Annotated in this window: 10 protein-coding genes; 4 read left to right on the top strand and 6 right to left on the bottom strand. The window is 63.0% G+C overall.

Features of this window, described 5'->3' with window-relative positions:
* Positions 1-521 precede the first annotated feature (521 nt).
* Genes AC3RCM_RS10795 through AC3RCM_RS10785 form a run of 3 tightly spaced genes read right to left on the bottom strand, consistent with a single transcriptional unit; the run spans position 522 to position 4,691 of the window.
* Positions 522-1,577: a lipocalin-like domain-containing protein gene (locus AC3RCM_RS10795; protein WP_492629595.1), complete on the bottom strand. Its 1,056-nt coding sequence runs from the start codon at positions 1,575-1,577 to the stop codon at positions 522-524.
* Positions 1,567-4,026, bottom strand: coding sequence for an ABC transporter permease (locus AC3RCM_RS10790; RefSeq protein WP_492629594.1), 2,460 nt, complete (start codon positions 4,024-4,026; stop codon positions 1,567-1,569). The genes AC3RCM_RS10795 and AC3RCM_RS10790 overlap by 11 nt, the downstream gene beginning before the upstream one ends.
* Positions 4,026-4,691 (bottom strand): ABC transporter ATP-binding protein, encoded by a 666-nt coding sequence (locus AC3RCM_RS10785; protein ID WP_010954570.1) that lies wholly within the window; start codon positions 4,689-4,691, stop codon positions 4,026-4,028. Before AC3RCM_RS10785 ends, AC3RCM_RS10790 begins: the two co-directional genes overlap by 1 nt.
* A gap of 281 nt (positions 4,692-4,972) precedes the next feature.
* Between AC3RCM_RS10785 and AC3RCM_RS10780 the strand changes: the two genes are divergently transcribed.
* Positions 4,973-6,040, top strand: a complete 1,068-nt coding sequence (locus AC3RCM_RS10780) for a Rieske 2Fe-2S domain-containing protein (protein ID WP_492629593.1) — start codon at positions 4,973-4,975, stop codon at positions 6,038-6,040.
* A 12-nt stretch (positions 6,041-6,052) separates the two neighbouring features.
* A complete protein-coding gene (locus tag AC3RCM_RS10775; RefSeq protein WP_020192346.1) occupies positions 6,053-7,003 on the top strand; it encodes a PDR/VanB family oxidoreductase in 951 nt (316 codons plus the stop codon).
* Between the two features lie 6 nt (positions 7,004-7,009).
* Here the strand turns inward: AC3RCM_RS10775 and AC3RCM_RS10770 are convergent, their stop codons facing one another.
* Positions 7,010-7,723: a GntR family transcriptional regulator gene (locus AC3RCM_RS10770; RefSeq protein ID WP_003256147.1), complete on the bottom strand. Its 714-nt coding sequence runs from the start codon at positions 7,721-7,723 to the stop codon at positions 7,010-7,012.
* Positions 7,724-8,049: 326 nt separating this feature from the next.
* On the opposite strand from AC3RCM_RS10770, the gene AC3RCM_RS10765 reads away from it, so the two are divergent.
* Positions 8,050-9,108 carry an IS110-like element ISPpu11 family transposase gene (locus tag AC3RCM_RS10765; RefSeq protein WP_098316384.1) on the top strand — a complete coding sequence of 353 codons (1,059 nt, stop codon included), beginning with the start codon at positions 8,050-8,052 and terminating at the stop codon, positions 9,106-9,108.
* Between the two features lie 602 nt (positions 9,109-9,710).
* Here AC3RCM_RS10765 and AC3RCM_RS10760 read toward each other — a convergent pair.
* Positions 9,711-10,964, bottom strand: coding sequence for an OprD family porin (locus AC3RCM_RS10760; protein ID WP_104887823.1), 1,254 nt, complete (start codon positions 10,962-10,964; stop codon positions 9,711-9,713).
* A gap of 102 nt (positions 10,965-11,066) precedes the next feature.
* Positions 11,067-12,407 carry an MFS transporter gene (locus tag AC3RCM_RS10755; protein WP_104887824.1) on the bottom strand — a complete coding sequence of 447 codons (1,341 nt, stop codon included), beginning with the start codon at positions 12,405-12,407 and terminating at the stop codon, positions 11,067-11,069.
* A 560-nt stretch (positions 12,408-12,967) separates the two neighbouring features.
* Between AC3RCM_RS10755 and mrdA the strand changes: the two genes are divergently transcribed.
* Positions 12,968-14,863, top strand: a complete 1,896-nt coding sequence (gene mrdA / locus AC3RCM_RS10750) for a penicillin-binding protein 2 (protein ID WP_064493046.1) — start codon at positions 12,968-12,970, stop codon at positions 14,861-14,863.
* Positions 14,864-14,899: the final 36 nt, after the last annotated feature.

Genomic DNA, 14,899 nt, shown 5'->3' with positions numbered 1-14,899 from the left:
GCAACTGCAATGGAATTCAATTCATTGCCAGCAACTACCGCTCCCCCAAGGCAACACTTGAAATGTTTCCAGATCAAACATGCACCAATTCTTCACATTTCGCCACCCCCCGCACAAAACTAGGAAACTTCCTACAAGCGACAGGAAAACCTTCGACCAGGATTCTGCTTGCCCCCCCAATCGAGTAGCGCCAAACAGATGCACTCAATGCACCAGCAATGCATTGATCCATATCAACGAATTTAACCAACAGACCGCGCGGACCACCGCCGTACAAATATCAATTAATCTAAACCCACCAAAGGCAAGTCCAGAAAATGATACCCCCCCAATTAAAACAGCCAATTCTTCCTGAGCTTCATTGATGAGCAGGTACCCGTCAGTGAATACCCTGTTTGTCGACAGTGCCTATGCCGGAAAGTGGGCTCAGCGCATCGTGTGATATGGGTATGGCTGGCTGAGGCTTGCATGCTAACTCGCCGGCTAACCAGCTCTTCGTCTCAAGACTTTACACACAGCGCCTAGTAACCGGTCATCTCCAGATACCCGCGCCCGCCCGCACTCCCGTTCAAGCGTACCGGCCCTTCCCAATACGGGAACCGTGTCTGCATCCACGCCTGCGGCTCAACGGCATCGACCTGCACATCCACCCCATGCTCCGGCACTTGCACCCGCCAGCGCGTCGGCACCTGCTTGCCGTTTTTCTGCGCAGACCAGGCCAGCGCCTGCAGCTTGATCTGTGCGGCGTCCAGTGCCACCACGTCCCCTTGTGGCCCTACCCAGGTTCCGGCGCGATACGGTTCCCCGTGGGCCTCCCGCACCTGGAACAGCATCAGCTTGGCGCCACTGTCCAGGTGCAGGGAAAACCAGTCCCAGCCGGTCTGCCCGGGGGCCAACGGCTGGCTGCTCCATTCCCGGTCCAGCCAGGCCTGCCCGGTAACCGCGATGCACAAGCTGCCACGCTGGACCTGCCCCTGGACCTGATAGAACGGCTGGCTGTAATAGTACGAAGCCTGGCCCTTGCCTGATTTTTCGCTGTAGCCCTGCTCCCCGTGCAGCACCAAAGGAAGATCGCTGTGCAACTGCAAGTCATAGCGAAAACCATCGCCACTCGCGACCATCTGCAGGTGTTCAATACCACCCTGACCCTGCAACACCCAGTTATTGATCCATGCGCGAAACGGCTGGGCCTGCACGCCGGCCTGGCCGATCCCCCCCCGCGCCAGGGTTTCAGCAGCCTGATGGCCACCCGGCCCGGTCAGTGCTGCATGCCCCATCCACAGGTTCGGGCTGTTCCAGCCGGTGGTCTCCGGGCCGGGGCGCAGGGCCGAGCGGAACAGTGTCCACTGGGCGCCCCAGTCACGGCCCTGGGCGTCCTCGAGGTTGGCGGTGACATACCACCACTCGATACGAAAGCCGTCGTGGGGGCCGTGGTCATGCGGGAAGACCAGACGATGATCGCGGGTCACCTGGCTGAACTCGCCAGCCTGCTGCCCGAGCCCGGCATAGCTCTGCGGTGCAGGCTGATCACAGCCGCACAACAAACCACTCAGCAACAGCCACGCATTAAGCTTCATCGGACAACGGCCTCAACAGTTCGCGCGGCTGGCGGCGCGCCAGCTGCCACAGCGGCCAGGCGCAGGCCAACAGGCTGGTGAGCATGCCCAGCACGGTCAACTGCAGCAGTTGCATGGGGAACACATAGAGCGGTAACCGCCAGCCGAAGGCCTGCACGTTCACCACCGCGACCAGGCACCAGGCCAGCAACAGCCCAAGCGGAATTGCCAGCAGCACGGTGAAGCTGCTGAGCATGAGTGTCTGCCCCAGGCTCAGCCAGACCAGTTGCATGCGCCGCACCCCCAGCGCCCACAGCGGTGCCAACTGGCCCAGCCGCGCCTGGCCCAGGGTCAGCAGGTTGATGAACAACGCCACACCGGCCACGCCAAGGGTAAGGCTGTTGAGGGCTGCGGTGGCGGCAAAGGTGCGGTTGAAGACGTCGGTCGACCAGCGTTTCAGGCGCGCCTGCTCGACCACCCGGCTGTCATCCAGGGCAAAGTGCCGTTGCAGCGCGTCCTTGAGCGATGCCCCCCCTTCAGCGCTCAGGTCGACACTCAAGCCGGCCAGGGTTGCCTGTGGCCAGTGGGCGCGCAACCAGTCGGCATTGACCAGTACATGCCCCTTGGGGTTGCCGTAATCGGCATAGATCCCCACCACGGGCATGGCTGGCGTGTCTGCGGGCAGCTTCAGGCTGTCTCCCAGTTGCAGGTTCAATCGCCTGGCCAACTGCTCACTGAGCATCACGCCTTGTCCGCTGGCCAGTTGCTGCCAGGCGCGCGAATGCTGTTCCAGCAATGGCCAACGCGTTCGATAGGCGGGGTGATCGACAATGCCCTGCACTTGCACCGGCCAACCTTGCAGCTGCATGTCTGCGCGCCAGCCGGGCATGACCACGCTGGCCCCGGGCTGCTGCTTGAGCCACTCGACTATCTGCAAGCCTTGGGCCGTGTCCCGCGGGGTGACATACAGGTCGGCGGAGAGGCGCAGGTCAAGCCAACCGACAAACGTCTTGCGAAAACCCTCGGTCATGCTGCCCACGCCAACACTGGCAGCCAGCGCCAGCAAAAGGGCGACCAACGCCAGGCTAAGGGCTGGCAACTGCTGGCGGCTGTCAGCCACGAACCATTGCGCCAATGGCCGGTGGCAACGACGCGCCAGCCAGGCCAGTACCCGATCGAGCAAGGCCGGCAACAGCAGCGCCGCCGCCAGCAGCAACCCTGCCAGCATGGCGAACGCGCCAAGCAGGCCAGCCCCGAAGACACCACAGCCCAAGGCCAGCAACAGCAGCAGGCCCGCTAGCAAAGCCTGCCGTTGCAACCATGGCCCCTGCGCCAGTCGCCAGGCCTGGGGTTGCGCCAGCGCCAGCAAAGGCAACCGGGCAGCGCGCATTACACTCTGCAGGCCGGCCAGCAATGCCCCGAGGACACTCACCAGCACACCCAGCAGCCACCAGCCCGCCGGCAGGCTCAACGTGCCGGCGACCTGGGCGCCATACAGGCCACGCAGGCTGGCGGCCACGTCGGGCAGCAGCCACGCGGCCAATCCGTAACCACTGGCCACCCCGGCCAGCCCGCCCAGTGCCGCGAACAGGCCCAGCTCCAGCACCAGGGCACCCAGCAGGGTCTTCAGGCTGACGCCGCACGCGCGCAGGTTGCGGATCAGCCCACGGCGCTGCTCCAGCGCCAGACCGATTGCGGCGTGGGCAATGAACAAGCCGACGACGAACGCCAGCAGGCCGAGCGCGGTCAGGTTGAGGTGGAAACTGTCGGTCAGGCGCTGCAAGCCACCATCGTCCTGCCGCGGCTGCAGTTCAAGGTAGCGGGCGATATCTGCAGGCAACGGCCCGGGCGTATCGGTCAGCAGCAGACGAGACAACTGCCCCGGTGCGTTCAGCAACGTCTGCGCGTGGCCGATGTCCACCACGATGACCCCGGGTGCCAACGCAGGCTGCAAAACCATAGGCGGCAGCAACTGCCCTTCACTGTCGCGGGTCGGCGACCCGGGGCTTGTGTTCAGTTGACGCAAGGTGTCTGGCCCAACCCAGGCTTGCCCGGGCGAGCCGACGAACGCTTGCAGGTCGAATGCCTGCACCTGCACTCCGGCAACGCTGCTGGCAGGCGGCAGGCTCAACGGCTCGATGCCGATCAGTCGCACACTGCGTGCGGGCTCGCCCGGCAAGCGCAAGCGCCCTTCCAGCACCGGCGAAACAGCCCAGCCCAGCCTGCGCAGTTGCACGTACAACGCCTGATCGAAGCGCTCGCCATTGCGCGCGATCAGTTGCGCCTGCAACGGCCCGGTCAATACCGCGCTGGCCCGGGCATAGTCGCTGCGTGCCTGGCTGTTCAACGCCTGCACGCCGGTCCACAACGCCGTGGCCAGCCACAGGCCAATGAAGATGCTGAAGCACTGCACACGATGGCGCCGCCAGTGGCTGAGCAGCGCCAACAGGGCCAGCGACAAAAGCTTCATCAGCCCTGCTCGGGCCGCACACGGCCGGCCTGCAGGTAGCAACGGTGCTGCAAACGCGCCGCCAGCCGCGGGCTGTGGGTCACCATCAGTACCCCGCTGCCGGCTTCGGCGACCAACTGCAGCAACAAACTCAGCACCTCGTCACTGCTGGCTTCATCGAGGCTGCCGGTCGGTTCGTCAGCCAACAGCCAGGCCGGGCGCCCGGCAAGCGCACGGCCGATCGCGACGCGCTGCTGCTGGCCGCCAGACAGTTGTTCCGGGTAACGCCCGAGCAGGTCCGCCAGGCCCAGGCGCTGCGCCAGGTAAGCCGCCCAATGCGGGTCATGCCGCCCGGCGAGACGGGCCTGGAAGGTAAGGTTCAGGCCCACGTCCAGGCTGCTGATCAGGTTGTACTGCTGAAACACCAGGCCGATCCCCTCCCGCCGCCACTGCGCCAGCGACGCTTCCGAACGGCCATCGAGCGGAACGTCGTCGATCAGAATACGGCCACTGTCCGCTCGGTCCAGGCCAGCCACCAGGTGCAGCAAAGTACTCTTGCCGCTGCCCGACTCGCCCATCAGCGCCAGGCTGCTGCCCCGCGCCAGGCGCATGTCCACCCCCTGCAAAATGGGGAGCGGGCCTTGGGGGGTGGGGAATGATTTGTAGAGTTGTTCGATGGCTAGCATCGAGTGGCCTTGATGGGTTGGGTGTCCCTTTAGGCATAGCAGGTTCGGCCAGGCCTGCTCCCGCACCGGCCACATTGATCGATCTCGCCGGTGCCTTCCTGTTCAGACGACGTGCCGCTGCGGCCGCCCCCTCGAATCGCAGAGGGCGTACCATCAATGGATCCACTAAAAACCGATAATCGCACAGAATCCGCACTTACCAAGCAAAATGCATTGACCCACCACGCCGACCGCAGCCTTAATGGATCCATTAAATAAAAACAAAACCCGGAGAGCCTCCCATGTACCCCAAAAACACCTGGTACGTCGCTTGCACCCCCGATGAGATCGCCACCAAACCCCTGGGCCGGCAGATCTGCGGGGAAAAAATCGTGTTCTACCGCGCCCGCGAGAACCAAGTAGCCGCCGTCGAGGACTTCTGCCCGCACCGCGGCGCACCGTTGTCGTTGGGCTATGTCGAGGACGGCAACCTGGTGTGCGGCTACCACGGCCTGGTGATGGGTTGCGACGGCAAGACCGTGTCGATGCCGGGCCAACGGGTGCGTGGCTTCCCCTGCAACAAGACCTTTGCGGCCGTCGAGCGCTATGGCTTCATCTGGGTCTGGCCCGGTGACCAGGCGCAGGCCGACCCGGCGCTGATTCCGCATCTGGAATGGGCGGTGAGTGATGAGTGGGCCTACGGCGGCGGGCTGTTCCACATCGGTTGCGACTACCGCCTGATGATCGACAACCTCATGGACCTCACCCATGAAACCTATGTGCACGCCTCCAGCATCGGCCAGAAGGAGATCGACGAGGCACCGCCGGTCACCACCGTCACCGGCGACGAAGTGGTTACCGCCCGGCACATGGAAAACATCATGGCACCGCCCTTCTGGCGCATGGCCTTGCGTGGCAACGGCCTGGCCGATGATGTACCGGTGGACCGCTGGCAGATCTGCCGTTTCACCCCACCCAGCCATGTACTGATCGAAGTGGGCGTGGCGCATGCCGGCAAGGGTGGCTACCACGCCGATGCACAGCACAAGGCGTCGAGCATCGTGGTCGACTTCATCACCCCGGAAAGCGATACCTCTATCTGGTACTTCTGGGGCATGGCGCGCAACTTCGCTGCGCACGACCAGACCCTGACCGACAACATTCGTGAGGGCCAGGGCAAGATTTTCAGCGAAGACCTGGAAATGCTCGAACGCCAGCAGCAGAACCTGCTGGCCCACCCCGAGCGCAACTTGCTGAAGCTGAATATCGACGCCGGCGGCGTGCAGTCACGCAAAGTGCTGGAGCGGATCATCGCCCAAGAGCGTGCGCCGCAGCCGCAACTGATCGCCACCAGCGCCAACCCTGCCTGAGGAACAGCCGACATGATCGATGCCGTAGTGGTATCCCGTAACGATGAAGCGCAGGGTATCTGCAGCTTCGAGCTGGCCGCGGCAGATGGCAGCCTGCTGCCGGCGTTCAGCGCCGGCGCCCATATCGATGTGCACCTGCCCGACGGGCTGGTGCGCCAGTATTCGCTGTGCAACCACCCCGAAGAACGCCATCGCTATCTGATTGGCGTACTCAACGACCCGGCTTCGCGGGGCGGCTCACGTAGCCTGCACGAGCAGGTGCAGGCCGGTGCCCGGCTGCGTATCAGTGCGCCGCGCAACCTGTTCCCGCTGGCCGAGGGTGCGCAGCGCAGTTTGCTGTTTGCTGGCGGCATCGGCATTACCCCAATCCTGTGCATGGCCGAGCAGCTGTCCCACAGCGGCCAGGCCTTCGAGCTGCACTACTGTGCCCGCTCCAGCGAACGTGCGGCGTTTGTCGAGCGGATTCGCAGCGCGCCGTTCGCTGATCGGCTGTTCGTGCATTTTGACGAGCAGCCGGAAACGGCGCTGGACATCGCCCAGGTGCTGGGCAACCCGCAAGATGATGTGCACCTGTATGTATGCGGGCCGGGCGGGTTCATGCAGCATGTGCTGGACAGCGCGAAGGGCTTGGGCTGGCAGGAGGCCAACCTGCACCGCGAGTACTTCGCCGCAGCACCGGTGGATGCCAGCAACGATGGCAGTTTCTCGGTGCAGGTGGGCAGCACGGGCCAGGTGTTCGAGGTGCCAGCCGACCGGACCGTGGTGCAGGTGCTGGAAGAGAACGGTATCGAGATCGCCATGTCGTGCGAGCAGGGTATTTGCGGCACCTGCCTGACACGCGTGCTGCAGGGCACACCGGACCATCGCGATCTGTTTCTCACCGAAGAGGAACAGGCCCTGAACGATCAGTTCACGCCTTGCTGCTCGCGCTCGAAGACGCCGCTGCTGGTGCTGGATATCTGATCCGGCTTACGACGAGGGCAGGATGACTTTCATGCCCGCGTCCGCCGCTGCCCCACCAAAGGTTTCGGCATAGCGCAAGGTGGCATTGGCGTGCTCGCGCATGATCGCTTCGGCGCGGGCACCCTGGCGGTTGACCAGGGCGTCGAACACGGCGTGGTGCTGCATGTGGGCGAAGTTGAAGCGCCGGTATTCGCGAGCCAGATCATGGCGGTCCACCGCCAGTGCGGTGACCGAGGCGAATGGCAGGTGGTCGTTGCGCGCCAGGGCAACGGCAATGGCCGGGTTGTGGCTGGCGTCGATGATCACCTGATGAAAGCGCATGTTCAGGTCGTGATAGACCTGCAAGTCGTCTTCGCTCACAAAGCCCTTGTCGAACAGCTGATCGCCGTCGACCAGGCACTGTTGCAGCGCAGCGCGTGCTTGCACCGACAAGCCACGCTCAGCGGCCTGACGAGCAGCCAACCCCTCCAGCACACCGCGCACCTCGACCGCACCTGCGATGTCATCGGCGCTAACCGAGCGCACCTGAAACCCCCGGCCGCCAAAGCGCACCAGCAGGCCTTCCTGTTCCAGGGTACGAAATGCCATGCGCACCGGCATGCGTGAAACGCCGAACAGTTCAGCGGTTGGGACTTCCATCAAGCGTTCGCCGGCCGCCAGCTCGCCCGAAGCGATCATCTTGCGCAGCGCAACCAGCACCATCTGACCGGGTTTGCTCATCCAGGCGACTTCCAAAGACATGAACGGGCATCTTAGCGCAAGCCGAGGGGTTGCTGCAGGCCTGTTGTAGGAGCGGGTTTACCCGCGAAGCAGGCGACGCGGAACATGGCACCGGCTGCGCCGGTGTTCGCGGGTGAACCCGCTCCTACGGGGGGCGCGCACCAAGAAACCAACCTGGCGCAAGACATACGCCGTAAATGTAATCGATGGACTCGCCCCCGCCGAGGCATCACAGTGCCACGGTGGTGTTCGAAGAAGCCAACGGCAGCGAGGGCGAGACCATGAAAAAGCATAGTTCGAAACACGATTCCCTGTCTTCCACTGATGTGGAGCTTTGCACAACCATCTGCGTAGACCTGGCCAAACAGGTCTTCCAATTAGCAGGCGAGGACGCTACTGGTCGGGTGATCTACGAAGATCGCATCAAATCCCGCCAAGCGTTCCACGATTTCCTGCTCAGGCTGCCAACGACCGTGGCCGTCTTGATGGAGTGCGGTCCAGGTGCACAAGCCTGGGCCAGACTGCTGCAGGCCAAAGGTAATCCGGTTCGCATCCTGCCGGCGCAACGTGTCGCCGAACATCGCAGCGGTGCTAAGAACGATCGTAACGACTGCTATGCCATTTTGCGTGCCGGTCGCGATACGAGCATCGCTTCGATACCGATCAAGAGCACCACAGCACTGGCTATTCAAGCGCTGCACCGTATCCGGCGCGGTAACATCAAGCGACATACCGCGCTGGGTAATCAGATCCGTGGTTTGCTACTCGAGCATGGCGTATCCATGCCCCAGGGCGATGCCGCGATCAATAAGCATGTGCCTCAGGCGCTTGAGGATGCTTCCTTGCCTCTACCCGACCTGTTGCGCGAGTTGCTCGATGAGTTGCTGATGGACTGGTTGTCTCTAGGTGAACGCATAGCGGCGCTGAGCCGCCGGCTCGAAGCGACTGCCCAAGAGGATAAAGTCGCTCAGCGACTGATCACCATTCGCGGCGTCGGCCCTATCATTGCCACGGCGATCGTGGCGAAACAGACCGACCCCAGCCGCTTCGCCAGTGGCCGAATGTATTCCGCCTTCTTCGGTATCGTGCCCGATCAGCACAGCAGCGGAAACAAAATCAGATTGGGCAAGATGAGCAAGCGCGGTGACGGCTACATACGCAGCCTGATGATCCAGGGCGCGCATGCTGTCTTGAGTCAGTTAAGGCCTGATTCCGATCAGCCAGATGATCGCCGCCTCTTGCGCTGGCTATCCCGCCTTGGGCGCAAGGAGGCGGCGATCAGGCTGGCTAATCGAAATCTGCGGATTATCTGGGCCCTGTTACAGAGCGATCAGGTTTACCAACGCAAACCGAACGAAAAACCGGAGGCGGCTATGAGCCTCTGACCAACCGGGTAATGCCACCGGGGCGCTAGGCGCTCCAACCCCTGCTAGTGAACATTGACCCTAGGTAAGACCGTCGCAGACCGATGCCTCCGCTCCTACAGGCCTGATAGTGGCCTCCATGTAAACGGCACACTGCGAGCTCACCACGATGTTGGCCAGAAGCAAAAAGCTTCCTCGAACAGGCCTGATACATAGATGCAACCGGGTTCCTATGTTCAAAAAAGCAGCTAGACAGTGTGGGCGAGTCCATACATAGGAGCGGGTTTACCCGCGAAGCAGGCAACGCGGTGCATGGCACCGGCTGCGCCGGTGTTCGCGGGTGAACCCGCTCCTACGGGGGCGCGCGCGCGCCAAGAAACCCACCTGGCGCAAGACATGCGCCGTAAATGTAGGAGCGGGTTTACCCGCGAAGCAGGCAACGCGGAACATGGCACCGGCTGCGCCGGTGTTCGCGGGTGAACCCGCTCCTACGGGGAGAGCGCGCGCCAAGAAACCAACCTGTCTCAAGACATGCGCCGTAAATGTAGGAGCGGGTTTACCCGCGAAGCAGGCAACGCGGAACATGGCACCGGCTGCGCCGGTGTTCGCGGGTGAACCCGCCCCTACAAGGTCAACGGGTAGCTGACGATCAGGCGCGTCTGGTCGAAGTCGCTGTTAAAGCTGCGCCGGTTGGTCGCGTTGTTCAGCCGGATGTTGAGGTTCTTCAAAGCCCCGCTCTGGAAGGTGTAGTTCACCTCGGCATCGCGCTCCCACTCCTTGCCATTGCTGCCCGCCGCCGTGGTGGCGTTCTCGCCATGCCCGTACCGCACCATGGCCAGCAGCCCTGGCACACCGAGCGCGGCGAAGTTGTAGTCATAACGCACTTGCCACGAACGCTCGTCAGCATTGCTGAAGTTGCCGTTGAACATGTCGTTGCCCAGGGTTCGCCCACTGCTGCCGTAAACCGACATCCACTGACTGTCGCCACTGACCTTCTGCAACCCCAGGTACAGCGTGTGGCCACTGTGCGAAGCTGACAGCAAGGCGTAACCGGTGCGGCTCTGGATGTCGCCGATGCGCGCCTGTCCGTCATCCCGGTCGATGAAGTAGCCAAGGTTGGCTCCCAACGTCCACTCCCCTACCCGCTGACTGTGCAGCAGGTTGAAGTAGCTTTGCTGGTAGATGTCCTCCAACTGCGAGTGCCAGGCGCCGATCAGTGTTCGCTGCTGGTTGAAGCGGTACTCGGCGCCGGCGTAGTTGAAGCCGTCCGAGGTGACCCCGGGCGCGGCCCAGGCAGATAGATCCTGCATGTCCGAAGAGTGGCGCAGGCTCACCTCGCGGTACTGGCCGGCCTGCAGGCTCAGGCCTTCGATTTCCCGCGAGTCGAGCATGGCACCACGGAAGGTCTGCGGCAGCAGACGGCCATCGTCGTAACGCAGCAGTGGAATATCCGGCAACAACTCCCCCACCTTCAGCTCGGTCGCGGACATACGCAGCTTCGCCGCCAGCCCGGCCCGACCATAGTCGTCGGCCGCTCGCCCGTCATCGTGCACCGGCAACAGTTCTGAGCCGCTGGTACCGCCGCCGCTGTCCAGCTTCACGCCGAACAGGGCGATACCGTCCAGGCCAAAACCGATCAGCCCCGGGGTGTAGCCAGAGCTGAACTTGAAGATGAAACCCTGGGCCCATTCTTGAACCTTGCCCTTGGCGGCCCCCGGGTCGCGGAAATCGCGGTTGAAGTAGTAGTTGCGCAATGTCAGCCCACCCTTGGCATCTTCAAAGAAGCCCCCCTCTTGCGCCCAGGCCGGCAAACCAAGGCCAAACGCCAGCGAAACAGCCAGGACCGAACGGGCCAGCGTGCAGGTTGTGTCCATCATTATTATTGTTCTCCACGTTCAATAGGCGCAGCAGACCGCCCCAGGCCAGCATGACCCGGAGCAGTAAGTTGCATTCAGATACCCGGCCAGGCCGGGTTGCACTCAGTGGCTCAGTGCATCAGCAGGCAAGGCAGACGCAGGCTTGGCCGTTGGGCGCAACAGCAGCAGGCAACCTGCGGCAAGCACGAACACGCTGGCGAACACGCCATAAAGATGCAGGGGTTGCCAGCCACCATCGAGCAGCACGCCAGCCACGGTCGGCGACAGGATCGCGCCCATGCGGCCGATGCCGATCCCCCAACCCACACCGGTGGCGCGTACCGATGCGTCATAGACCACCGGCGACAAGGCATACAGCCCAGCCACGCAGCCGTTGGAAAACAGCCCGATCAGCAGGCCCAACGCCAGCGCCGCAGTGACCGAGGCACCATTGGCCACGAACAGCACCAGCAGCGCGGCGGTGATGAGCATGAACAACGCCAGCACGCGAGTCAGTGGCCAGCGCGAAGCCAGGCCGCCGATCAGCGCCGCGCCAACGATGCCGCCCACGCTCAACAGCACGCCGCCGGTGATGCCTTGCTGGGCCGACAAGCCGGCGGCCACCAACAGTTTCGGCGTCCAGCTCATCACGAAGTAGAAGCCGAACATGACCAGGAAGAACAGCAACCAGATCACCAGCGTGGTGCGACGCATGGCCGGCGCCAGCAGCTGCCTGAACCCGGTTTTGGCACCCTCTGCCCTTGCGGCAACAGCCGGCAGTTGCGCCAATGCCGGCTGGCCGAGGCGCACGGCCAGGCGGTTGACCCGGGCCAGAGCATTGGCCGGCCGGCGTGCCAGCAGAAAGTCCAGCGACTCTGGCAACCACAGCAGTACCAGCGGGATCACCAGTACGGTGACGATGCCGCCAAACAGAAATACCGAGCGCCAGCCCCAATGCCCCAGCAGCCATACCGCCAGCAAACCGCCCAGGGTCGCACCCAGCGCATAGCCAGTGGACTGCAGGCTCACCGCCAAGCCGCGCCAGCGTTTGCTGGCATATTCACTGGCAATCACATTGCTGCTGGCCAGGATGCCACCGATGCCCAGCCCGGTCAGGCCACGCAGCAGCGCCAGTTGCAGCGGGCTCTGGCTCAGTGCCGAGAGCAGCATGCCGATACCGGACAGCGCCAGGCACAGCAGGATCAGCGGGCGTCGGCCAAAACGGTCAGCCCACGGCGCGATAAACAGTGACCCGGCCGCCATACCGAACAAGCCGGCACTGAGCAGAAGCCCTACCTGCGCCCCGTTCAGGTTCCACTCGGCAGACACCGAGGCGGCGGTGAAGGCCATGACCAGCACGTCGAAGCCATCGATCATGTTGAGGATGATGCAAATACCAATGGCCAGGCACTGAAAGCGACCCATCGGGTCGTTGTCCAGACGTTGCTTGAGATCGGTATTCATGGGGTCACCTGCCGGCCAGGCTTGGCCAAAGGCGAGAGGAACGATGCGCACGCGCAGGCGCAACGGGAGGAACCCTGACGGTTCAGTGCCGCTGGATAGCCATTCATGACTGGACCCTTTTTGTAATTGTTATCGCATACGGCAGGAGGGCTCCGGCCGTTGTCAGGCGCTAATCAACCAGATAATGGATCCACAGACAACGTGACGAAAGCACCGCCTAACGATCAGGCGCGACCAATTTCAGTTCATTGCTAGGAAAAGTCATATTTTTATAAATAAATTCAATAGCTTATAAATTTACAACCAACGAAACTTGATGTTCGGTTACCGAACAGAATCGATTTATGGATCCACAAATCATCAAAAACCACCCCTGACTCGCCATCATGACTCCGCAATGAACAAATCTTCATATTCCCCCTCAGCGCCCTGATCATGGGGCACACAGCCGATGCCAGCCAGCGGGCAGCCGGGGGCTCGTCTTGAGGGTACGGTACGGGTTGCGTAGCATCCGCGGCCCGATCGCGCGCGTATTGCCACCCCTCAGGATCGATTCACAGATGCCGCAACCCATCCCGCTAAAGGACCACGAAAAGGAAAAGCACCTGGTCAACCGTCGGCTTCTGGCCTGCGCTGCCATGGTGTTCAGCCTGTGTGCCGTCCTGGTGGGCCGGCTCTATGTACTGCAAGTGCTGCAGCACGACCAACAAACGGCCGTGTCGGAAAACAACCGCGTGCACGTGCTGCCCATTGCCCCCGAACGCGGGCTGATCTACGACCGCAACGGCGTGGTACTGGCCGACAACAAGCCCAGCTTCGACCTGACCATGACCCGCGAGCGGGCCGGCGGCGACTCGGCCAAGGTGCTCGACACCCTGACGCAGGTGCTGGGCCTGACCGAAGACGACCGTAAGCAGTTCGACAAGGACCTGCGCCGTGGCCGCAAACCGTTCGAGCCCGTAACCCTTATGGTGGGCTTGAGCGAGGAGCAGATCGCCCTGGTAGCGGTGAACCAGTTCCGCCTGCCGGGCCTGGAGGTGGAGCCGCAGTTCATCCGCGAGTACCCACTGGCCGGGCATTTCGCGCATTCAGTGGGCTATGTGGGGCGCATCAACGAGAAAGAAGCCAAGACGCTCGACAGCACGGAGTACCGCGGCACCCAATCGATTGGCAAGACCGGCATCGAGCGCTTCTACGAAAGCCAGCTGCATGGCCACGTGGGCTACGAAGAGGTCGAGACCAACGCTCAGGGGCGGGTGATGCGTGTGCTCAACCACAAGGACCCGACCCCTGGGCAGGATATAGTCCTCACCCTGGACGCCCATTTGCAGATAGCCGCAGAAAAAGCGCTGGGTGACCGCCGTGGCTCGGTGGTGGTATTGGACCCGGCCAATGGTGACGTACTGGCGATGGTCAGCAACCCCAGCTTCGACCCCAACCTGTTCGTCAAGGGCATCAGCTTCAAGCAGTATGCCGCGCTGCGCGACTCCATCGACCGCCCACTGTTCAACCGCGTCCTGCGCGGCCTGTATGCGCCCGGCTCGACCGTGAAGCCTGAAGTGGCCATCGCTGGCCTCGACAGCGGGGTGATCACCCCTGCCAGCCGGGTGTTCGACCCGGGCTACTACGAACTGCCCAACTATGACCACAAGTACCGCAACTGGAACCGCAGCGGCGACGGCTGGGTGGACATGTACACCGCCATCATGCGTTCCAACGACACCTACTTCTACGACCTGGCGCACAAGTTGGGCATCGACCGGCTGCACGACTACATGGCCGAGTTCGGCCTGGGCCAGAAGGTGTCACTGGACATGTTCGAAGAAGCCTCCGGGCTGATGCCCTCGGCCGAGTGGAAGCGCGCCACACGACGCCAGGCCTGGTTCCCGGGCGAGACGCTGATCCTTGGCATTGGCCAGGGTTACATGCAGGTCACCCCCCTGCAGCTGGCCCAGGCCACCAGCCTGCTGGCAAGCAAGGGCGTGTGGCACCGCCCGCACCTGGCCATGACCGTGGGCGGCGATACGCCGATCGACCCAAACCCCATGCCCGACATCGTGCTGCACGACAAGCATGCCTGGGACCAGGTCAGCCAGGGCATGCAGATGGTCATGCACGACCCGCGCGGCATTGCCCGCGCCGCGGCCGCCGGTGCCCAGTACCGAATTGCCGGCAAAAGTGGTACCGCGCAGGTGGTGGCGATCAAGCAGGGTGAGCGTTACAACCGCAACAAGACCCTCGAGCGCCACCGCGACAACGCCCTGTTTGTCGGCTTTGCTCCGGCTGAGCACCCCAGTGTGGTGGTGGCGGTAATGATCGAGAACGGTGAGGCTGGAGGCCGGGTCGCAGGGCCGGTGGTGCGGGAGGTGATGGATGCTTATCTGCTGGACGAGCAAGGGCACCTGAAGCCGGAGTATGCGGGCGGCGCACCCACTCGGGGTGTGCCACACACATGATTTTGCCGGGCCGCCGTGGTGGCGGTTTTAGCCGCG

The organism is Pseudomonas sp. GW823-FHT05G12, from assembly GCF_058795575.1.
Note: the sequence above shows the minus strand (reverse complement) of the source record. Positions and strands in the feature narration are given on the sequence as shown.